At 62.3% G+C, this 20,556-nt stretch carries 25 protein-coding genes, 1 tRNA gene and 1 pseudogene; 12 read left to right on the top strand and 15 right to left on the bottom strand.

The annotated features are described in order from the left end of the window. Window positions 1-351 (bottom strand): annotated as a pseudogene (locus tag RBA41_RS22495) (hypothetical protein); the annotation flags it as partial. A gap of 109 nt (window positions 352-460) precedes the next feature. Beyond that, window positions 461-1,540 (bottom strand): hypothetical protein, encoded by a 1,080-nt coding sequence (locus RBA41_RS22500; RefSeq protein WP_306626485.1) that lies wholly within the window; start codon window positions 1,538-1,540, stop codon window positions 461-463. Window positions 1,541-1,909: 369 nt separating this feature from the next. Between RBA41_RS22500 and RBA41_RS22505 the strand changes: the two genes are divergently transcribed. After that, on the top strand, window positions 1,910-2,260 hold the full coding sequence (locus RBA41_RS22505; protein ID WP_306626486.1) for a hypothetical protein: 351 nt from the start codon (window positions 1,910-1,912) through the stop codon (window positions 2,258-2,260). Between the two features lie 152 nt (window positions 2,261-2,412). Beyond that, complete coding sequence (locus tag RBA41_RS22510) at window positions 2,413-2,712, top strand: hypothetical protein (protein WP_306626487.1); 300 nt, start codon at window positions 2,413-2,415, stop codon at window positions 2,710-2,712. 550 nt (window positions 2,713-3,262) lie between these two features. On the opposite strand, the gene RBA41_RS22515 is transcribed toward RBA41_RS22510, so the two are convergent. The 3 genes from RBA41_RS22515 to ispB all read right to left on the bottom strand — a co-directional run bounded on the left by RBA41_RS22515 (window position 3,263) and on the right by ispB (window position 4,857). Then, window positions 3,263-3,550, bottom strand: coding sequence for a helix-turn-helix domain-containing protein (locus tag RBA41_RS22515; protein ID WP_306626488.1), 288 nt, complete (start codon window positions 3,548-3,550; stop codon window positions 3,263-3,265). A 204-nt stretch (window positions 3,551-3,754) separates the two neighbouring features. Next, window positions 3,755-3,831, bottom strand: a tRNA-Pro gene (locus tag RBA41_RS22520). A 36-nt stretch (window positions 3,832-3,867) separates the two neighbouring features. After that, complete coding sequence (gene ispB / locus RBA41_RS22525) at window positions 3,868-4,857, bottom strand: octaprenyl diphosphate synthase (protein WP_306626489.1); 990 nt, start codon at window positions 4,855-4,857, stop codon at window positions 3,868-3,870. A 251-nt stretch (window positions 4,858-5,108) separates the two neighbouring features. Here ispB and rplU point away from each other — a divergent pair, with 251 nt between their 5' ends. From rplU to RBA41_RS22560, 7 genes are all read left to right on the top strand, one after another. Continuing rightward, entirely contained in the window at window positions 5,109-5,420 is a 312-nt protein-coding gene (rplU, locus tag RBA41_RS22530) for a 50S ribosomal protein L21 (RefSeq protein WP_054268134.1), read from the top strand. A 69-nt stretch (window positions 5,421-5,489) separates the two neighbouring features. After that, window positions 5,490-5,774 (top strand): 50S ribosomal protein L27, encoded by a 285-nt coding sequence (gene rpmA, locus RBA41_RS22535; RefSeq protein WP_054266569.1) that lies wholly within the window; start codon window positions 5,490-5,492, stop codon window positions 5,772-5,774. Window positions 5,775-5,876: 102 nt separating this feature from the next. After that, window positions 5,877-6,986 carry a GTPase ObgE gene (obgE, locus tag RBA41_RS22540; RefSeq protein ID WP_099874544.1) on the top strand — a complete coding sequence of 370 codons (1,110 nt, stop codon included), beginning with the start codon at window positions 5,877-5,879 and terminating at the stop codon, window positions 6,984-6,986. Window positions 6,987-6,989: 3 nt separating this feature from the next. Next, window positions 6,990-7,397: a hypothetical protein gene (locus tag RBA41_RS22545; protein WP_306626490.1), complete on the top strand. Its 408-nt coding sequence runs from the start codon at window positions 6,990-6,992 to the stop codon at window positions 7,395-7,397. Further along, entirely contained in the window at window positions 7,394-8,512 is a 1,119-nt protein-coding gene (proB, locus tag RBA41_RS22550) for a glutamate 5-kinase (protein ID WP_306626491.1), read from the top strand. Before RBA41_RS22545 ends, proB begins: the two co-directional genes overlap by 4 nt. 21 nt (window positions 8,513-8,533) lie before the next feature. Continuing rightward, the gene (locus tag RBA41_RS22555) at window positions 8,534-9,463 is read left to right on the top strand and encodes a hypothetical protein (RefSeq protein ID WP_306626492.1); all 930 of its coding nucleotides are present in this window, start codon (window positions 8,534-8,536) and stop codon (window positions 9,461-9,463) included. 88 nt (window positions 9,464-9,551) lie between these two features. Further along, window positions 9,552-10,628: a DUF4272 domain-containing protein gene (locus RBA41_RS22560; RefSeq protein WP_306626493.1), complete on the top strand. Its 1,077-nt coding sequence runs from the start codon at window positions 9,552-9,554 to the stop codon at window positions 10,626-10,628. A 3-nt stretch (window positions 10,629-10,631) separates the two neighbouring features. On the opposite strand, the gene RBA41_RS22565 is transcribed toward RBA41_RS22560, so the two are convergent. The 7 genes from RBA41_RS22565 to RBA41_RS22595 form a co-directional block, all read right to left on the bottom strand. Continuing rightward, window positions 10,632-11,168: an O-acetyl-ADP-ribose deacetylase gene (locus tag RBA41_RS22565; RefSeq protein ID WP_306626494.1), complete on the bottom strand. Its 537-nt coding sequence runs from the start codon at window positions 11,166-11,168 to the stop codon at window positions 10,632-10,634. Between the two features lie 47 nt (window positions 11,169-11,215). Beyond that, window positions 11,216-11,863 (bottom strand): endonuclease III, encoded by a 648-nt coding sequence (gene nth / locus RBA41_RS22570; RefSeq protein ID WP_233295667.1) that lies wholly within the window; start codon window positions 11,861-11,863, stop codon window positions 11,216-11,218. Between the two features lie 3 nt (window positions 11,864-11,866). Next, window positions 11,867-12,541, bottom strand: coding sequence for an electron transport complex subunit RsxB (gene rsxB / locus RBA41_RS22575; protein ID WP_306626495.1), 675 nt, complete (start codon window positions 12,539-12,541; stop codon window positions 11,867-11,869). Between the two features lie 156 nt (window positions 12,542-12,697). Continuing rightward, window positions 12,698-13,933 (bottom strand): polyhydroxyalkanoate depolymerase, encoded by a 1,236-nt coding sequence (locus tag RBA41_RS22580; protein WP_306626496.1) that lies wholly within the window; start codon window positions 13,931-13,933, stop codon window positions 12,698-12,700. A gap of 271 nt (window positions 13,934-14,204) precedes the next feature. Continuing rightward, the gene (locus RBA41_RS22585) at window positions 14,205-15,302 is read right to left on the bottom strand and encodes an NAD(P)/FAD-dependent oxidoreductase (protein WP_306626497.1); all 1,098 of its coding nucleotides are present in this window, start codon (window positions 15,300-15,302) and stop codon (window positions 14,205-14,207) included. A 159-nt stretch (window positions 15,303-15,461) separates the two neighbouring features. Beyond that, window positions 15,462-15,785 carry a ferredoxin FdxA gene (gene fdxA, locus RBA41_RS22590; protein WP_099874553.1) on the bottom strand — a complete coding sequence of 108 codons (324 nt, stop codon included), beginning with the start codon at window positions 15,783-15,785 and terminating at the stop codon, window positions 15,462-15,464. 277 nt (window positions 15,786-16,062) lie between these two features. Next, on the bottom strand, window positions 16,063-17,307 hold the full coding sequence (locus RBA41_RS22595) for a putative Na+/H+ antiporter (protein WP_306626498.1): 1,245 nt from the start codon (window positions 17,305-17,307) through the stop codon (window positions 16,063-16,065). 124 nt (window positions 17,308-17,431) lie between these two features. Between RBA41_RS22595 and RBA41_RS22600 the strand changes: the two genes are divergently transcribed. Further along, window positions 17,432-17,713: a polyhydroxyalkanoic acid system family protein gene (locus RBA41_RS22600; RefSeq protein WP_099874555.1), complete on the top strand. Its 282-nt coding sequence runs from the start codon at window positions 17,432-17,434 to the stop codon at window positions 17,711-17,713. A 32-nt stretch (window positions 17,714-17,745) separates the two neighbouring features. Here RBA41_RS22600 and RBA41_RS22605 read toward each other — a convergent pair whose 3' ends face one another. The 3 genes from RBA41_RS22605 to RBA41_RS22615 form a co-directional block, all read right to left on the bottom strand. After that, window positions 17,746-18,000 (bottom strand): acyl-CoA-binding protein, encoded by a 255-nt coding sequence (locus RBA41_RS22605; protein WP_306626499.1) that lies wholly within the window; start codon window positions 17,998-18,000, stop codon window positions 17,746-17,748. A gap of 114 nt (window positions 18,001-18,114) precedes the next feature. Further along, entirely contained in the window at window positions 18,115-18,354 is a 240-nt protein-coding gene (locus RBA41_RS22610; RefSeq protein WP_306626500.1) for a hypothetical protein, read from the bottom strand. Window positions 18,355-18,356: 2 nt separating this feature from the next. Further along, window positions 18,357-18,713, bottom strand: a complete 357-nt coding sequence (locus RBA41_RS22615; protein ID WP_306626501.1) for an FKBP-type peptidyl-prolyl cis-trans isomerase — start codon at window positions 18,711-18,713, stop codon at window positions 18,357-18,359. Between the two features lie 133 nt (window positions 18,714-18,846). Between RBA41_RS22615 and RBA41_RS22620 the strand changes: the two genes are divergently transcribed. Next, complete coding sequence (locus tag RBA41_RS22620; protein WP_306626502.1) at window positions 18,847-19,704, top strand: EI24 domain-containing protein; 858 nt, start codon at window positions 18,847-18,849, stop codon at window positions 19,702-19,704. A 47-nt stretch (window positions 19,705-19,751) separates the two neighbouring features. Beyond that, on the top strand, window positions 19,752-20,549 hold the full coding sequence (locus RBA41_RS22625) for a competence/damage-inducible protein A (protein WP_306626503.1): 798 nt from the start codon (window positions 19,752-19,754) through the stop codon (window positions 20,547-20,549). The last annotated feature ends 7 nt before the right edge of the window (window positions 20,550-20,556 follow it).

Raw genomic sequence — 20,556 nt, forward strand, 5'->3', positions numbered from 1 at the left:
CATCAAGTATGCCAGCGCGTGAACGCTGCCAGCGGCGCCCGTTGGCTCGTCCTTGATGTTGGCGCGAATATCCAGCGCGCCGACCCTCTCGCTGCTGCCCGCATGGAGAAGGTATTGCGACTCCGGCAGGCTGTTTGCGGGTACTTTGAGTTTGGCCTCGATAACGAAAATGCCGTAAGCTGCAGGCAGCTCAGCGGCGTGGATATAATCTACGGCAGCATTGATAGATTGAGCGAGGTTCTTCGCAGTGCGCTGACGGACGGAAGTGTCGTTCTCGGCGGCGGCCCCAAGTGGGACTGGGAAGAGGAATTGATTGACACCAAATGTCAGCAATGCCAGCACGAATGGCATGGGTGGGGCAAACGCATCGCCGTGACATCAGAATAGCGGCAGGGCCGCCGGGAAGTGGCCCTTACGGCCTGCTCATCGGCGACGCCTGGGGTTGCCCTTGCCAGGCCTACTACGTGAGTCCAAACGCGACATCGAATTCTGCAAGCTTGAGTTCGGCTCGCCACTCGTCGAAGAGTTTGTTGAAAGCTCTGGCCATCGGGTCGCCCTCGTCGCTGTACAGACGGGTGGAGAATTCCTTCAAGTAGCGCTCACGGCAATCCTCGTAGCTGATGACGTCCAGCGGGAAGTGCTGGCAGTCAATCACGTCCGAGATGACTTTGCGTCCCTCGCCGCCAATCCCGGATGCAAGTCGGCTTGTGTTCTCTATCAGCCATCGCTTGAATGAAGTCGCCCATGCTTTTTCCATTTCCTCATGAGATGTCGTGCGCCGAAACAGCACAAGGGTTGTGGCCTCTGCCGCGTACCACGTCCAGTCCTTGAGCTCAGTGCACGTCCATCCGATGCGTTCAGCGAGTTCACGTGCCTTCGGCAGTTCAGGGACGGTGCGGTCTGCGCCCGCGTAGGGCATTGAAACAACGGCGGTGCTGTACTCAACGAACTTCCCGTTCGAGAGCCGCAGGCGCCCATAAAAGCGAACCTGGTGGTCAGCGCCAGGGAAGTTGATGCTCGGGTGACGAACGTTGACGGCGCGCCCCCATCCCATTCTGCATGCCTTGTAGTCAATGCCGTGGCCCATACGCTTTACGACGTTTTTATCGTCGCCACTCGGCTCCACGTAGCCAAGACCGAACGCCTTTGCAAACAAGGTCGAGCAACTGCGGCGTAGCGCACCGATTTCGTCCCAGTGTGAATTGGGGCTCACTTCTAACGCCAATAAGCGCTTGATGTTGGCACGAAATTCCGTGAGTACGCCAGTGCCGATGAGGCGCAATTCTTCAGGCGCAAATGGTTGGTCAATCGTGTACCCGAAGTCGGTCATGCGGGCGACGAAGGACTGCTCATTTAGGGCTGAGACATCCGGTTCTGAACCTGAGTCCAGCATCCAACTCAGGAGCGCGGCATTTGTCCGAAACCCAAGCCCAGCCGCAAGGGCCTCACTCAGGTGCGACGACTTGGCCGTAGGAAAACGGTCTTGAAGGGCGTTTTTTAGATAGCGCAGTCGACCTGCGGAAATAGGAATAATAGCCATGGTGGCACTCCAATCGTAATGCGGTCAGCGTCCCCCGATTACGCACTGACCAAATGAATGGAATGCGAATATTGAATGCGGTGCATTTATCTGCTTTAACCCGGGGGCAGGTTGGGCTCAGATGCCAGCGATGATGGTAGCACAATCCCGATGGGTGTCGTTGCAACGCGCGTTGATGCCAAGGCTGGTCAGCGTCCGACAATCGACAATCAACTGGCGGCACATGTTGACGACGGGCCAGCGCCGCGAGGCTCGCAGCAGTTGCTGCATCGGTGCCAAGCAGCGACCAGTTGGCCAAGCAGAACCTGCCGCCTGCAACGGGTATGATGTGTACCCTCTACTGACCAGCAATTTCATCAGGCATGCACCATGGCACAATACGGCGAATGGACTCAAAAAGGCGCCACGCTAAGCGAGGCAACTGCTCAAGAGGAGTATGGCATCAGCCGGGAGTTGATTATCGCGGGCATCGAAGCCGGCAGGCTTGAGTACCGGGATGGGGCGGTATGGGGGAATCCATACCTGCGGCTACTGCGGAGCCAACTGGAAGGCCACATTGCGGCAGAACTTGGCGCCGGCTATCTGGCAAACGTAAAGAACCAGGCTGAGCTGCGTGTCGTGAGGAAGGAAATCGCCGCGACCGCCAAGAAGCTGAAACAGCTTCAAACGCGGAAAGCGGAGCTTGAGGCATCGTTGGTCGATGCTGGGAAAGCAGACTGAGTCTCGGAGATTGGCAGCCGGAGGCGGCGGTGCCTGGATACCGTCAAGCGTCCAAGCACCTGTTGCCTAGTGGCCGCCCGTGCATGTTGCGTCGTACACACCGGCGCTGACGTCGTCGGCGCCATCAAATCATGTTGTGAAAGGACGTTTTTGTGAAACCAGGGAAGGGCGATGTCGCGATTCAGCGCAAGATTTCAGGGCGGCAGCTGGAAGAACTGCAAAAGCATACCTGGATGATGTGCGAGGCTTATGGCTTGGACGACAGGGTGGACAACTACAAGGGGAAGCGCCCGATTTCATTCTACCAATGGGATTTGGATTGCCTGCTGTGTGTCCTGGACATGGCATTGCGGGACGAGAAGGAGTACCCGGACAAACAGGATGAGGGGTACGTCTGCTTGCAAGCATTGCACGACGACCTTCAACGTGAATATGAGGAAACCTATCCGTGACGGCCGCCTCCAAGGCGCATCGTTCGGCCATAGGGCAGAAAAACCCGCTGGCCTGTTGTTGTCGACTTCCTCGCGGCGCCCATCGCCCCGTAGCCAGGTACGCCGAATCCAGTGGAGTTGTTCTTGAACAGCACTACTGGCGTCACTTGCCGCCGGCAGTAGGTATTTTTACTTAGACGCAAATTTGATTGATGACTAAAATTCCACCAAAACGCCAGCCTTGGTTTGATGCCCGGCGCCGTTTCAGGCTGAGCGACACGGAAAGCCAGTTGGCGTCCATCCATACTGAAGCGGCGGATTCGGGCTCAATCCCGACTCGTCGAAATACAGCAGATCACATTGGCCCGCCTGCGCCATACACTGCAACGACGCCAGGACGTCGCTGGCATGTTCAAACGCGGCAGGGTCGCGCTTGTCCTTTGAACTAAGCCGGCAACGCTTGTAGCGAAACGCCATGCGCTTTCCTTGATGCTGTTACGGCTGAGCGGCGTATGCTTGGCGCGTTCCCACTGCAGCTGCAGTGTCCTGGCGGTGCCGCCTGCATCGCGGGCTAGATCGCCGAGTGCTGGCGCCGCTCCTCGTCGGACAGCTTCGGCGGCCGGCCAGTGTGCCGGCCCTCGAACAAGCCGACCAGGCCAAATTCATCCCAACGCCGGCGCCAGTTCTCGACACTGTTAAGGTGCACCTCGAATTCGTCGGCCACCTGTTGCAGAGTCAAACCCTGCGCCAGCCGGAACATCCCTTGTGCCCGCATCCGTGTCCGGGCATGCGGATGGTAGATCCCCATCTCCCGCAGCGTCCTGCGTTCCTCGGCGCTAAGCTTCAATCGCAGCCTCATCTCTGCCTCCATCCTGATCGTTATCGATCAGGATTTGACAAGAAAAATCTGGCGATTACTTAGCGAGTGCCCAGTGAAATATTTAGCCTTTCATGCATAAAGGCGAAACTATATTTCGTGGCACAGATTTGGCACAGAAGTACCATTTCAGCGCTTCGGCTGAAAAACCTTCAAAGGTATTCCCTTGAAAAATAAGGGAAATTTTGGTCGGGGTGACAAGATTCGAACTTGCGCCCTCTGCGTCCCGAACGCAGCGCTCTACCAGGCTGAGCCACACCCCGACGGGTGGTCAGATCACAGGTAGTAAATTATGCCGCTCAGTGGTTCCTGTCAACTGCGAAGGTACACAGTTGCATCAAGCTTTGTTTGTACAGGCTGTCCGGCAAACCGGCGATGGCGTCGGCCGCGCGCTTGGCGGCAATTTCCGCCTCGCGCCGCGTGAAATCGAGGGCGCCGCTGCTGGTCACCGCCGCCAGGATGACGTCGAAATGCTGCTCGTCGCCTTGCTCGATGCAGTTGCGCACCAGTTCACGCTGTTCCGGCGTGCCGTTTTCCATCAGATAGATCAGCGGCAAGGTCGGCTTGCCTTCGCGCAGGTCGTCGCCGACGTTCTTGCCGATTTCGCTGGCGTCGCCCGCGTAGTCGAGCACGTCGTCGATCAGCTGGAAGGCCGTACCCAGCGAACGGCCATATTCGCCGGCTGCGCTGATCTCGTCATCGCTGGCGCCGGAAATGAGCGCACCCAGTTCGGCCGCCGCCTCGAACAGCTTGGCTGTCTTGGAGCGGATCACTTTCAGATAGCTTTCCTGCGTGACATCCGGATCGTGCATGTTCAGCAGCTGCAGCACTTCCCCTTCGGCGATCACGTTGGTCGCGTCCGACAGGATCTGCATGACGCGCATATTGTTCAGGCCAACCATCATCTGGAACGAACGCGAGTACAGGAAGTCGCCCACCAGCACCGATGCCGCATTGCCGAACAGCGCATTGGCGGTCTGGCGCCCGCGCCGCATCGACGATTCGTCGACCACGTCGTCGTGCAGCAGGGTCGCGGTGTGGATGAATTCGACCACGGCCGCCAGTTCATGGTGGGCCGTGCCCTTGTAGCCGTAGGCGTTGGCCACCAGCAGCACCAGCACGGGGCGGATGCGCTTGCCTCCGGCACTGATGATGTACTCGGCGATCTGGTTGACCAGGCTGACCTCGGAATGCAGGCGCTCGCGGATCACCGTGTTGACTGCCTCCATGTCCGGAGCGATCGATTGGGCGATGGTATTTTGTTGTGCGTGTAAGATGGCGGCGGACAAGGCGAACCTGCAATGGACGTTAGGTGCGGCGATTATACGACACCCCGCCTGTTTCCGTCCCATGCTCAACGGTTACGCCCGGCCGCACGCACAGCCCGCCGCCGGCCCGCGCAGCGCCTTGTAGTTGTCGACATACCACGAACCTGTGGCCTTGTGCATGTCTTTTGACGAAAAAAACCAATCCATGTATAATCTGCGGTTCCCCCGGCTCCGGCCAGGGAATTTTTTAACATTTGATGAGGTTTCCTATCATGTACGCGGTCATAAAAACCGGTGGCAAACAATACAAAGTTGTCGCTGGCGAAAAACTTAAAGTAGAACAGATACCGGCAGACATTGGTTCCGAACTCACCATCGATCAAGTTCTCGCAGTAGGCGCGGGCGACACCATCAAGTTTGGTGCGCCATTGGTCGAAGGTGCAACGGTACTGGTAACTGTTGTGGCACACGGTCGTCACGATAAAGTGAAGATTTTCAAGATGCGTCGTCGTAAGCACTACCAAAAGCATCAGGGCCATCGCCAGAATTTCACCGAAATTCAAATCGTTTCGATCAACGGTTAATTCCGTGTGCCAGGCTCAATGAGCCCGGCTAGATCAGTCCAAAGTAACCAGCTATCCAGGAGTATTTAAATGGCACACAAAAAAGGCGGCGGCACAACGCGCAACGGCCGTGACTCAGAATCAAAACGCCTTGGCGTTAAAGTCTACGGCGGCCAGACCATCAATGCCGGCGGCATCATCATCCGTCAGCGCGGCACCCCGGTGCGCGCAGGCGAGAACGTCGGCACCGGCAAGGATCACACCCTGTTCGCGCTGGTCGACGGCAAGGTGAAGTTCGTTGTCAAGGGCGCAGGCTCGAAGCAGTTCGTTACCGTTGTTGCTAACGACCCAGCTCCAGCAGCAGTCGCAGCGTAAGTTGTATCCGCGCTGTCATGGCGCACATTTGTAAGGCGCAAGCCTTCCATTGAAAGGCTCTGCCCACGGTAGAGCCTTTTTAGTTTTAGGGCGGCACAAAATATGAAGTTTATCGACGAAGCAAAAATCGAGGTCATCGCCGGCGACGGCGGCAATGGCTGCGCATCGTTCTGTCGCGAGAAATTCCGGCCTTTCGGCGGCCCGGACGGCGGCGACGGCGGCAAGGGTGGTTCCATCTGGGCGGTTGCGGATCGCAACATCAACACCCTGGTCGACTTCCGTTACTCCAAAATGCACAAAGGCAAGGACGGCGAGCCCGGACGCGGCGCGGATTGCTACGGCAAGGGCGCGGAAGACATCTACATGCGCATGCCGGTCGGCACCTTGATCGTCGATAACAACAACGGCGAGATCATCGCCGACCTGACCGAACACGGCCAGACCGAACTGCTGGCCAAGGGCGGCGAGGGCGGCTGGGGCAATATCCACTTCAAGTCCTCCACCAACCGCGCCCCGCGTCAAAAGACCGAAGGCAAGGAAGGCGAACGGCGCGAGCTGCGCCTGGAACTGAAGGTCCTGGCCGACGTGGGCCTGCTGGGCATGCCGAACGCCGGCAAGTCGACCTTCATCACGGCCGTGTCCAACGCCAAGCCGAAGATCGCCGACTACCCGTTTACGACCCTGCACCCGAACCTGGGCGTGGTGCGCGTGTCGCACGAAAAGAGTTTCGTCATCGCCGACATTCCCGGCCTGATCGAAGGCGCCTCCGAAGGCGCGGGCCTCGGCCACCAGTTCCTGCGTCACCTGCAGCGTACCGGCCTGCTGCTGCACATCGTCGACATGGCGCCGTTCGAGACCAATGTCGATCCGGTCAAGGAAGCCAAGGCCCTGATCAAGGAACTCGAAAAGTACGACGAGTCGCTGGTCGACAAGCCGCGCTGGTTCGTTTTGAACAAGCTCGATGTGGTGCCGGAAGAAGACCGCAAGAAACTGGTCAAGGATTTCGTCAAGCGCATGGCCTGGAAGGGTCCTGTGTTCGAGATTTCGGCATTGAGCCATGAAGGCTGCCCGGAGCTGGTCAACGCCATCTACCTGCACCTCGAGACCGTCAAGAAGAGCGAGCACCGCGCCGAAGAAACGCAGATGACCGAAGAAGCACGCGGCATTGCGTCGATCGATCCGGACGATCCGCGCTTCAAGATTCTCGACTAAGTTTTGTTGGTACCCGTGCTAAAGCAGAAGCTGCGCACGCAGCTTCTGAACCTGATCGCCCTTGCCAGTTCGCTGGCCGCACTAGCGGCTTTGCTGGACCCGGACCGGGTGGCGATCGCCATGGGCGTGTTTCTCGTTGGCGTGAACGGCTACAGCCAGTTCTTCGCCATGTATGTCGGCGTGAGGGCAGCTACAGCCGCCCTGGCGCTGCTGGCAGCAAGGCAGGCCGACCAGCCTGTCCTCGGCGATATCACCGCATTGTTCGTCCTGGCGCAGCCGGCCGGCCGCTTTGTCGCGGCCTTTGCCATTGGCCTGCCCCAGGGATTGTTGTTAGTCGTTTGCGGGATCGAACTGGCGGCAGGGCTCCTGCTGCTCGCCTTGCGCCCGCGCTTAAGAGCCGCTGCCCCATGAACTCCGTCATCCAGACCGCTACCCGCATCATCATCAAAGTCGGCTCCTCGCTCGTCACCAATGACGGGCGCGGGCTCGATCACGCCGCCATCGCGCGCTGGGCCGCGCAAATCGCCGCCCTGCGCGCCCTCGGCAAGGAAGTCGTGATGGTCAGCTCCGGCGCCATCGCCGAAGGCATGCTGCGCCTCGGCTTCGAGAAGCGCCCGACCGATATCCACGAATTGCAGGCCTGCGCCGCCGTCGGCCAGATGGGCCTGGCGCAGATCTACGAAACCAGCTTTCGCGCGCACGGCCTGGGCACGGCCCAGGTGCTGCTCACCCACGCCGACCTGGCCGACCGCGAACGCTACCTGAACGCGCGCTCCACGCTCACCACCTTGCTGCGCCTGGGCGTGGTCCCGATCATCAACGAGAACGATACCGTCGTCACCGACGAGATCAAGTTCGGCGACAACGACACCCTGGGTGCGCTGGTGGCCAACCTGATCGAAGCCGACGCCCTGGTCATCCTCACCGACCAGCATGGCCTGTTCAGCGCCGACCCGCGCAAGGACCCGCAAGCGGTGCTCATCGCCGAGGGCAAGGCGGGCGACCCGGCGCTCGAAGCGATGGCCGGCGGCGCCGGCAGCAGCATCGGGCGCGGCGGCATGCTGACCAAGATCCTGGCCGCCAAGCGCGCCGCCGGGTCGGGCGCGCACACCATCATCGCCTGGGGCCGCGACAGCGACGTGCTCACGCGCCTGGCCGCCGGCGAGGCGATCGGCACCCAGCTGCGCGCCCAGACCGGGCGCCTGACCGCGCGCAAGCAGTGGATGGCGGACCATCTGCACACCGCCGGCAAGGTGGTGCTCGACGCCGGCGCGGTGCAAAAGCTGTCGAAAGAGGGCAAGTCGCTGCTGCCGATCGGCGTGATCGAAGTGCGCGGCGAATTCGGACGCGGCGCCGTCATCACCTGCCTGGCCGAAGATGGCACGCAGGTGGCGCGCGGCCTGTCCAACTACACCAGCAGCGAAGCGCGCCGCATCCTGCGCAAGCCCTCGTCCGAAATCGAAAAGCTGCTCGGCTTCCTTGAAGGCCCGGAGCTGATCCACCGCGATAACCTGGTCCTGCTCTGATCGGCTTCGGCGCCGTTCCGTATGAAAGAATTTTTCTTCAAATTCCTCGGCTGGATCGGCGTGCTGGTGTTCCTGCTGTTCGGATTCCTGTACTACGTGTTCACCTTCAGCGTGCTGCTGTTTTTCGTGACCCTGCTCGCGATGCTGGTGTGCGCGCCGCCGTCGCGCCAGTTCATCATCGATCGCACCGGCTTGAACCTGTACGGGCGCGGCATGGCCACCGCCTTCGTCGCGCTGTTCATCGCGCAGGCGTGGGTCGGCATTTCCGAGAACGTGGAAGTGTTTGAGCAGGCGCAGGTCCGGAAGGAGCGTGACGCCGTCCAGGCCCTGGCCAAGGCGCTCGCCGGCGAACGGGCGCGCTTCCTCGCCGCCAAACCGGCCATCGTCGCCGACATCGCCGCCAGGCGCGACCAGGGCATGCTGACCGAGGCCCTGGCGCTGATCGACAAGCACGCGGCGCGCACGCCCGATCCCGACCTCGACAAACTGCGCCTGTCGATCCGGATCGCCGAAACCGAAGCGGGCCTCAAGGACGAAGCGGCGGTGCCGCTGCGCCAGCGCCTGGCCCTGTACAAGCTCCTGGCGACGCTCGATCCATCCAGCACGCGCTACGCCGGCAGGGTGGCCGTGCTTGACGCGGAACTGAAGGAGACCAGCGCGCGCGAACAGGCGGAGACCGGGCGCGTGAGCGCCGCCAAAGGCCGTGACGCCATGCTGGCGCGCCAGTTCGACAAGCGCGGCGGCGCGCACCTCAAGCTGCAGGCGGAACTCAAGCGCACCATGATGAACCCGGCCAGCTACGCGCACGTGGAAACCACCTTTCTCGATACCGGCAAGGGCATGAGCGTGTGGACCACTTTCCGCGGCAAGAACGCAGCGGGCGAGACGGCCGAGAACAGCGTCGCCGCCACCGTGGACGACAGCGGCAACGTGCTGACTATCGAGGACTAGCGTCCCGTCGGCGGCAGATCGCGTTGTTCCGCCGAAAACGGCGCCGTCCCGGTATCATGTCATTCTTGCCACCGATTCACCGAGCCACATGATCAATTCACTCAAGCGCTTCTTCACCCGCCCGCAAAGCGTCGTCCCGGCCGCGCCCACCGGCGAGACCACCTTGTACAACGTCTACTGCACGCGCCATACGATCGCGCAGCCGGCCTTCGCGCACGCGCTGCAAGGGCGCCGCGACTTGTCCGATGGCGAGCTGCTGACGCACCTGCATACCTTCTGCGGCTATGTGTTCGCCCGCGGCACGCAAGCCATGACGCGCGATAAATACCACGTCATCCTGCACCTGCAGCGCGTGCAGCATCACCTGAGCATGGCCGTGGCCGACGACGAACTGCCGGCGCTGCATGCCTGGGCGCGCGAATCGAACGCGCTGCTGTTCACGCCCGACGGCCACGTGCGCGATCCTGACGGCCATATCCTGATCAACGTCGCCGACGGCCAGGCCGCCGCCGGCGCGGGCGTGCCGTACCCGGCGCAGGCGTGGACGCGCAAGAGCGCAACCGAAGCGGCGCTGGCGGCGCGCTCGATCGAGGTGCCAGCGAGCCTGCCGCCGCTGGCGTGCGAAGAAGAACTGACCCTGCGCGACCGGGACGAGGTCATCGGCCGCGCGCGCGCCTTGCTGCTGGTGGCCTTGCGCGCCGAATCGGTGGCCGCGGGCGAGCCGATGCCGGTCGCCACCTTGCTCGATAAAATGCCGCTGGCGGACGACAGCCTGTCGCCGGCCGAACGCGCCTTCCTGGCGCTGGAGTCACCGTCCGAGCATGAGTGTGCGCAGTTCCTGTGGCGTTACGAGAGTCTGTACGTGCTGCAGTGGGCGCTGGGCATGGTCGACGCGCTGCCGTACCCGGATGCGCCCTGCGACACCGCCGCCGCCGTGGCGCGCCAGATCGAGATGCGCGGGCCCGAACTGCGTGACGCCGGCCAGATTGTCGACGCGCTCGACCAGACCTACCGCCTGCACTGGCATATCCGCCAGATCCGCCTGAAAAAGACTGGCGCGGAATTTGGCGCCGATGCCGACGTGGTGATGGAACGCCATCACGCCCTCAACTGGCTGATCCGCTTCCAGCACGCCGACTGGGACGAGGTAGACACGCCGACCTGACGGCTAGCGTTTGAGCAGTTCGGCCTGATATGCCGCCAGGTCGTCGGCGGAAAAGCAGCAGAAGACCACTTCACGAATGCCCGGTGCCGTGAGCAGCGCTTCGCGCACGCTCGCCACCGCGGTGCCCGCAGCCAGTGCCACCGGGTAGCCGTAAATGCCGGTGCTGATCGCCGGGAAGGCAATCGACTCCACATCGCGCGCGGCGGCGATATCGATGGCGCGCCGGTAGCAGCTCGCCAGCAGCGCCGCTTCGTCGTTGCCGCCGCCGCGCCACACCGGGCCGACGGTGTGGATGATGCACTTCGCAGCAAGGCGGTACGCTTTGGTGGCCTTGGCGTCCCCGGTTTTGCAGCCGCCGAGCAGGCGGCATTCATGCACCAGTTCCGGTCCGGCGGCGCGGTGAATCGCGCCATCGACGCCACCGCCGCCGAGCAGCGATGAGTTGGCGGCGTTGACGATGGCATCGACCTGCAAGGTGGTGATATCGGCGCGCACGGCCCGCAGCACAGCGCCCTTCTGGTGAACCGGGTGTTGCGTCATAGGATTCTCCAAAAAACGTCGTGCCGGGCCCGCGCCGGAACGAGCGGCTACTTCACCGCCGGCGCCGGCGTCTTCGCCTTGTACTCGCATAAATCGGCAATCATGCAGTTCCAGCACAAGGGTTTGCGCGCGATGCAGGTGTAGCGGCCGTGCAGAATCAGCCAGTGATGCGCATCCTGCAAAAACTCCTTGGGCACGAACTTGAGCAGCTTCTGCTCGACCACCACCACGTCCTTGCCGGGAGCGATGCCGGTGCGGTTCGACACCCGGAAAATATGCGTATCGACCGCGATGGTGGGGTCGCCGAAGGCCGTATTGAGCACCACATTGGCCGTCTTGCGTCCCACCCCGGGCAGCGCTTCGAGCGCCTCGCGCGAATGCGGCACTTCGCCGCCGTGCAGGTCGATCAGCATCTGGCAGGTGGCCATCACGTTCTTGGCCTTGGTGTGATACAGGCCGATGGTCTGGATGTATGACTTCAGTTCGTCGATCCCCAGCGCCAGGATGGCCGCCGGCGTATTGGCCACCGGGTACAGGCGGCGCGTGGCCTTGTTCACGCCCACGTCGGTCGCCTGCGCCGACAGCAGCACCGCGATCAGGAGTTCAAACGGCGTCGTGTAGTCCAGTTCCGTGGTCGGATGCGGATTGGCGGCGCGGAAGCGGCTGAAGATTTCAAAACGTTTGGCTGGATTCATCGATTATTCTTCCGCCGGCGGCGCCGCCTTCTGGCGCGCGCGTTCCATGGCGGCGGCGATGATGGCGCGCTTGCGCTCCTTCTCGGCGATTTCCTCGGGCGTATTGGTCGGCTGCGCCGTCACTTCCTGCATCTTGGCGACGGCCTTGGCGGCCAGGCGCGCATCGTTTTCCTCGCGCTCGCGCTGCAGGCGGGCGGTGCGGAAGTCGTGCCGGTCGCGCGCGGCGTCGGCCTGTTCCTGCGACCACGCGGCCCAGCCGGTGCGCTCGCCCGTCACCGGCATCATGCTGATGCAGTCGACCGGGCAGGGCGCCACGCACAGGTCGCAGCCGGTGCACAAACTCGGCAGGATGGTGTGCATCTGCTTGGCCGCGCCCATGATCGCGTCGACCGGGCACGCCTGGATGCACAGCGTGCAGCCGATGCACAGCGCTTCATCGATAAACGCCACCGGGCGCGGGCGCTCGACGCCATTGGCCGGATTGATCGGAATGACCTTGCGGTTCAACAGCGCGGCCAGGCGCGCCACGCCTTCGATGCCGCCCGGCGGACACTGGTTGATGTCGGCCGTGCCCTCGGCGATGGCCTCGGCGTACGGGCGGCAGGCGGCGTACCCGCATTTGGTGCACTGGGTCTGCGGCAGCAGGTCTTCGATGTGGTCGGCCAGGGTCTTGGTCACGGCGGCGGCGGGCAAGCAGGGTGGGAAAGCGACATTATAGTCGCCGCCCGCCATCCGCACCGTCCGCGCCGGCGCGCGGCCCACCGCCACGGACGAAAAAAATGCCGCGCGTGGGACTCAACCCGCGTGCGGCATTATTCAGGAGAGAACGGGAAATCAGCCGTGCTTCTGGATGAACTCGCCGATCTTCGGGCAAATCACCTCGCGCCAGCGACGGCCCGAGAAAATGCCGTAGTGGCCGCATTTCGGCGCCACGAAATCCTGCTGCATCTCGGCCGGAATGCCGCTGCACAGCTCATGCGCGGCCTGGGTCTGGCCGGCGCCGGAGATGTCGTCCAGTTCGCCTTCGACCGTGAACAGCGCCACCGTGGTGATGTCTTGCGGACGCACCAGGTTGCCGCCCACGGTCCACGTGCCCTTCGGCAGGCGGTGTTCCTGGAATACGGTCTTGATGGTGTCCAGGTAGTATTCGGCCGGCATGTCGAGCACGGCGTTGTACTCGTTGTAGAACTGGCGGTGGCCTTCGGCCGGTTCATCGTCGCCCGCCACCAGGTGGTTGTAGAACTCGCGGTGGCTCTGCGCGTGGCGGCCCGGATTCATGGCGATGAAGCCGGCGTGCTGCAGGAAGCCCGGATACACCTTGCGCCCGAAGCCCGGATAGTTGGCCGGCACCGCGTAGATCACCGTATTTTCGAACCACGAAAACGGCTTTTCGATGGCCAGGTCGTTGACCGCGGTGGGCGACTTGCGCGGATCGATCGGGCCGCCCATCATGGTCATGGTTTTCGGCAGCTTCGGATCCTTGGCGGTCGCCATCAGCGAGATCGCGGCCAGCACCGGCACGGTCGGCTGGCACACCGAAATGACATGCAGATCGGGTGCGAGCAGGCGGATAAAATCCTGCACGTAGAAGATATAGTCGTCCAGGTGGAATGCGCCCTCGGACTGCGGCACCATGCGCGCATCGGTCCAGTCGGTGATGTACACGTCGTGGCCGGTGAGCAGCCCGCGCACGGTATCGCGCAGCAGGGTCGAGTGGTGGCCCGACAGCGGCGCGACCAGCAGCACCTTCGGCTGGCCCAGTTTCTCGATGGCCTTGTCGTTCAGGTCTTTCTTGAAATGCAGCAGGCGGCAGAATGGGCGGGTGACCACCACCTGCTCGATGATGCCGACAGTTTCACCGGCGATGACGGTCGATGTGATGTCGAAAGGCGGTTTTTCGTAATCCTTGCCGAGGCGGTACATCAGCTCGTAGCCAGCGGCGATGCGCTGCGCGAACGGCGTGTGCGCGAACGGGGACACCGGATGGGAAAAGAGTTTGGATGAGGCGTCGGCCCACTGCATCAGTGGCGTCAGGAATGAGCGTTGCATCTCGTGCAATTGGTAAAGCATACATATTCCTTCGTTGTAATCGTTGCCTTGCAATCGTTTGCGTAAGGGGTGCTGATTAATTATAGGCCATTTGAAAGGCGTGACTGCAATTTGGCGTGCTTGTTGGAAATTTAGCGAGGCTGTCAGTTTCAGGCAAGCCAAGCGTGTTCGATACACCGTTTTAACACACAACGGTGCGCTTCGTTTATGAGCTACCTAACGCAGCATGAAAAATGCCCCGGCTGAGCGGGGCATGTGTTGTGGCGGTTAGACTGATTCAGCTAACAGACTCTTAGTCGAAGGTCGGCGTCTCGACGCCGAGGATCTTGTGCAGCTTCGGCGAGGTCGTCGTGTACTGCATGTGGATCTTCTTGTCCGGGAAGATGTAGGGCGCCGCGCCGAAGGCCGCCAGCGCCGCTTCGTGGAAGCCCGACAGGATCAGCTTCTTCTTGCCCGGATAGGTGTTGATGTCGCCCACCGCAAAGATGCCCGGCACGTTGGTTTCGAACTTCTCGGTGTTTTGCACCTTGAGCTGGCGGCGCTCGATGTCCAGGCCCCATTCGGCGATCGGGCCGAGCTTTGGCGACAGGCCGAAAAACACCAGCAGCATGTCGAGCGGTACGCGGCGGGTGACGCCGTCGGCGCCGGTCACCTTGACTTCGCTCAGCTTGCCGTCTTTTTCATCGAAGCCGGTGACCTGGCCGATGATCAGCTGCATTTCGTACGCTTCGCACAGCGCTTTCATCTTCGCCACCGATGCCGGCGCGGCGCGGAAGTCTTCGCGGCGGTGCAGCAGCACGACCGATTCGGCCTTGCCCACAAAGTTCAGGGCCCAGTCCAGCGCGGAGTCGCCGCCGCCGCAGATGACCAGGTTCTTGCCTTCGAACTGGCCTGGATCCTTGACGCGGTAGTGCACCTGGGTGCCGTCGAACGCTTCGATGCCGTCGACCTTGATGGTGCGCGCCTGGAACGAGCCGACGCCGGCCGCGATGAAGATGGTCTTGGTGATGAACTGGGTGCCGGTCGAGGTTTCGACGTTGAAGCGGCCGTCTTCACGGCGCTGCACCACGGTCACTTCCTGGTTCAGGTGGAAGGTCGGCTCGAACGGCTCGATCTGCTTGAGCAGGTTGTCGGTCAGTTCCTGGCCGGTGCACACCGGCACGGCCGGAATGTCGTAGATTGGCTTGTCGGGATACAGTTCGACGCACTGACCGCCCACGGCCGGCAGCGAATCGATCACATGGGCCTTAATTTCCAGCAAGCCGAGCTCGAACACCTGGAACAATCCGACCGGGCCTGCGCCGATGATCACGGCATCGGTATCGATGGCGCCGGCAAAGGAACTATTGGCAGCGACGCTGCCTGCTTCATGGTTGGCGATGATAGTCATGCGCTTACTTCCTGTTGATTTTGGGGTGGGGTGCAGCTTGCAGCAGTGCATTGAGCGTTGCTGCGAATGGCCGACAGTGTGCCACGATGGAGACGATCTTGCTGGCGCGAACCTGAAATGCCGGGCCGCGAGGGCGGTCCGGCAGGGCTGCTGGCTGGCTTAACGGATCAGCTGATCGATCTTGTCCTTGACGTCTTTCCATTGCTCCGCTTCGGGCAGCGCCGGCTTGGTCTTGGTGATGGACGGCCAGGCGCGCGCCAGTTCAACGTTGATCTTGATGAACTGCTGCTGATCGGCCGGCACATCTTCTTCCGCGTAGATGGCGTTGACGGGACATTCGGCCACGCAGACGGCGCAATCGATGCACTCGTCCGGATCGATTGTCAGAAAATTCGGGCCTTCCCGGAAACAATCTACCGGGCATACATCGACGCAATCGGTGTAACGACAGCTGATGCACGATTCGGTGACAACGTGGGTCATAACAGTCCTATCAGTGAAAAAGGGTGCTGCGGGCCGGTGGCGAGGGGCTTACGCCGACCATAGCAAAGCACTGTATTTTAAGGCAATTCGCTTATTCCCACAATTCAGGCTTATACACAATCCACATAAGCAAATGCGTCGTTGCGCCCGCGCACACGGGCTTTTTTGCACAAAAACCAAGACTTGTTTTCCTGCCACCAAAGCGAGCTGAACAGAAATGGTCGCGCTGTTGACGGCGCGCGGGTTTGATGCAGCGCAAGCTGCGCAACAAAATGCGCTACAGCAGGAACATGATCATGGCCATGATGGTCGGCGCCAGCGCCCCCAGCAGCAAGCCGCCGAGCCCGATCGACTCATCCTCGAAGCCGTCGCGCAGCAGGGCCGCACCGGCTGGATTGGGGGCGTTGGCGATGATGGTCAGGCCGCCGCCGGCCACGGCCCCGGCCACCAGCATGTATTTGGCCTGGTCGGACAGGCCGGCGATCAGCGAGCCGAGGTAGGTGAGGGCGGCGTTGTCGGTGATCGCGGTCAGGCCCACGGCGCCGAAGAACAGCGCGGTCGGCCCCAGGCTGGACACGATCGGCTGCAGCCACCACTGCTGCATGCCGCCCAGCACCACCAGCCCGGCGAGGAAAAAGCCGACCAGCAAGCCTTCCTTGAGGATCAGGGGATTTTGGTATTTCTCATAGGCATGAGTGAAGCCGATGAAGAACATGAACAGGCCCATGAAGATGACAGGGTGGTGCGCGAAGCTGACCACGGAGGCCAGGAAGGCCAGGTGGATCGCGCTCACCAGCAGCGGCACCTTGACGGCGTCAGGCGCCGGCGGTGGCGCTGCGGTGATGTGCTTGCTGAGCATGAAGGTGACCACGGTCGCGTTGATGAGTACCGCGATGGCGGCGCGCCAGCCGAAGGTGGCGGCCATGAAGGCGCTGTCCCACTGCCAGGTGGTGGCCACCATCAGCACCGGCGGCGCGGCGAACGAGGTCAGCGTGCCGCCGATCGATATGTTGACGAACAGCACGCCGAGGGCGGCGTACTTGAGCCACTCCGGCATGCCCTTGCGAAAGATCTGCGGCGCCAGCATCAGGGCGGCCAGGGTCATCGCGGCCGGTTCGGTGATGAACGAGCCGATCAGCGGCACCAGTGCCAGGCACAGCCATACATTGACGACTGGCGTGCGCAGCGGCACCAGGCGCGCCAGCGTGGCGATGACGGCGCGGATGGCCTCGAGCACGGGCTTGGAGGCCGCCACCACCATGATGACGAAGACAAACAGCGGCTCCGTGTACGTACGCGATTCGGCATACGCGATTGCCTCCTTGCCACCGACCATGAAGGCCATGGCCACGATCAGCACCAGGGCCCACAGGCCGAAGACCACCTCGACTTCGCCAAAGAAGTGGAACAGGCCGGCGTGGCGCGGATAACGGTCGGCCAGGCGCTCGAAGGTCTTGGCGGCAAACGTGTGGATCAGTGCGAGCCCGAACAGGATCGCGGCGATGAGATGCATCTCGCTCATGTCACTCCGATAAAAATTAGCTAAGGAGCATTATAGGGCGGGAAGCGGCGGCGCGGCAGAGGCAAACTAGGCGTGCCGGGCTCAACACGGTATCATGTGCGCGAAAAACACAACAAGGAAAGTCATGGCTGACATCAGCATCGTTCAGGAACACTGCCTGACACCGAACAAGGCGCGCGAAGCGGCCCAGAAAGTGGCCGACAAGATTGCCGCCGAATATGGCCTGGAATGTGCGTGGCAGGGCGACGTGCTGCATTTCGAGCGCAGCGGCGTGCACGGCTCGCTGGCCGTGGAAGCGCAGCAGGTCGAGATGAATATCAGGCTGGGGTTCTTGATGAGTGCGTTCGCGCCGGCAATCGAAGCGAAGGTGACGGAAAAGATGAAGGCGGTATTTGGCGCAGCCTGAAGCGGCCGCGCCGTGGTGTCGCAGGGGCTCGATCAGCCCTTCAATTCTTCGATCAGGTCGACGTACTGCTGCATGGCCTCGTCCTTGGACGTGCCCTTGAAACCATCCCACGCATCGTACTTGGCGCGCCCGACCATGTCGGTGAAGCCTGGACGGTTACCGTCGGTATCGCCCACGGCAGCCTGCTTGTACAGGGCGTAGATCTTCAGCAGCGTCATGTTATCCGGCCGTTCCGGCAGATTTTTGGAATCGGCCAAGGCCTGGTCAAACTGTTCCTGCAAGCTCATCGTATCTCCTGGGGTGGCTGAAATTAGTGACGAGAATCTTAGCGCAACTTACACGCCATCAGCCGGAAAAGCGCAAGAGATTAGAGGGGATGCTCGGATGCCGCCGATGTACGGCTAATCCTTCCCCTGCGCCTCGGCCTTCGCCTTTTCCGCCTTTTCCTCATCGCTGTCGCGAAACGGATAGCTAGCCACCTTGACGGCGCCCTTGGTCACCGCGACCCCGGTACTGACCGCCGCCGAGCCGACCGCCACGCCGGCGCCGACCACCGCGCCGGTCACCGCAACGACCGCGCAGCCGCTAGAGACGGCAACGGCCAGCAAGGCCAGTGCGCAGCGCAGGGCGCCCATCGACATGCTTAAACCTTGAGCAGTTCGACGTCGAAAATCAGCGTGGCGTTCGGCGGAATCACGCCGCCCGCGCCGCGCGCGCCGTAACCGAGGCTCGCCGGGATCGTCAGGCGCCGCGCGCCGCCGACCTTCATGCCCTGCACGCCTTCATCCCAGCCGCGGATGACCTGGCCGGCGCCCAGCGAAAACTGGAACGGGTCGTTGCGGTCCTTGCTGGAGTCGAACTTGGCGCCGGCGGTGCCGTCGTCGTTGCGCAGCCAGCCGGTGTAATGCACGGTGACGTGCTGGCCGGCTTGCGCTTCGGCGCCTTCGCCGACGGTGGTGTCTTCGTACTGGAGGCCGGAATCGGTAGTGATAGTGGACATGGTTTTCCTTGATAAATCGGTGTGATTGGCGATTGTAGTGCATGACGTGTCAAAGCGCTATTGACGCCACCCCCGCACGCGTGCAAAGCGCGCTACACTGCCTGGACTTTTTGACTACATCCGGCCGTTCTCCATGACCAAGACCCCCTGGCGCCCCGTCGCCACCGCCTACCGCCGCGCCCTCGTCTCGCAGGCCAATCCCAGGATGCTGCTGCTGACGGTGATTCCCTTCGTGCTGTCGGTGCTGCTGTGGGCCGTGCTGCTGGCCTTCGGCTTCCAGCCGCTGCTCGATTACGTCCAGGCCCTGTTCCAGGACAACGACTGGTTCAAGACCAGCAGCGGCATGCTCGGTTCCTTCGGCATGAGCGCGCTCAAGACCATGATCGTGCCGCTGATCGCCATGCTCCTGCTGCTGCCGCTGATGATCCTGACCGCGATCGTCTTCATGGGCGTGGCCGCCATGCCCCCGATTACCCGGCACGTCGCCGCGCGCCACTTCAGTACGCTGGAAACCAAACACGGCGGCAGCTTCCTGGCCAGCATCGCCATCAACATCAGCAGCGCCGTGCTGTTCCTGGTGGTCTGGATACTGACCCTGCCGCTGTACATCTTTCCGCCGCTGGCGGTGCTGGTGCAGGTGGTGCTGTGGGGCTGGCTGACCTCGCGCGTGATGGTCTACGACGCGCTGGAAGACTACGCCAGCGCCGAGGAGCTGAAGGAACTGCGGCGCCGCCACCGCCCGCAGCTGGCCCTGATCGGCATGATCTCGGGCTTCATCGGCGCCTTGCCGGGCATCGTCTGGATCGGCGGGGCGCTCATGTCGGTGCTGCTGTTCCCCTTCCTTGCGGCGATCTCGATCTGGCTGTATGTGTTCATCTTCGTATTTACCGCGCTGTGGTTCCAGTACTACTGCATGCAGGCGCTGGCCGACCTGCGCGCCGAACAGGAGGCACCGCTGGCCGTCGCCCCCGAGGCGGCGCCCCCTGCCTGACGCGCTTTCATGGCACACTGATCACTTTTGCAACAACGGAGAAACACATGGCCATCGGTTTGATCATCATCGGCGACGAAATCTTGTCGGGCAAGCGGCGCGACCAGCACTTTCCCAAGGTGCTCGAGCTGCTCGCCGAGCGCGGCCTGAAGCTGGACTGGGCCGAGTACCTGGGCGATGATCCGGCGCGCATCAGCGCCACCCTGAAACGCACCATCGCCAGCGGCGACATCGTGTTTTCGTGCGGCGGCATCGGCGCCACGCCGGACGACCACACGCGCCAGTGCGCCGCCACCGCGCTTGGCGTGCCGCTGGTGCTGCATGCGCAGGGACGGGCCAACATCGAGGAGCGCATCGGCGACATGGCGCGCGACGCCGGCACCACGGCCGACCTCCATTCCCCGGAAAACCTGCACCGCCTCAAAATGGCCGAGTTTCCGCAAGGGGCGTCGCTGATCCCCAATGCCTACAACAAGATCGCCGGTTTCACGGTCGGCACCCATCACTTCGTGCCCGGTTTTCCGGTCATGGCCTGGCCGATGATCGCCTGGGTGCTCGAGAACTGCTACAGCCACCTGTTCAACCGCCAGCCGCACAGCGAACAGTCGGTGCTGGTGTACGGCTCGATGGAGTCGACCCTCAATCCGCTGATGGAAGCGCTCGAAGCGCACTACGCCCCGGTCAAGGTCTTCAGCCTGCCGAGCGTGGGCGACGCGCTCACGCGCGGCCATATCGAACTGGGCGTCAAGGGCGAGCCTTCCCTGACCGCGTCGGCCTTCGCCGACATGTGCGCGCAGCTGACCCGCATGCGGATCGAATTCGCCCCGTGCGACGCGCCGCTGTGACCGGCGT

It is taken from the genome of Massilia scottii (assembly GCF_030846495.1).
Taxonomy (GTDB): Bacteria; Pseudomonadota; Gammaproteobacteria; order Burkholderiales; family Burkholderiaceae_D; genus Telluria_A; species Telluria_A violaceinigra.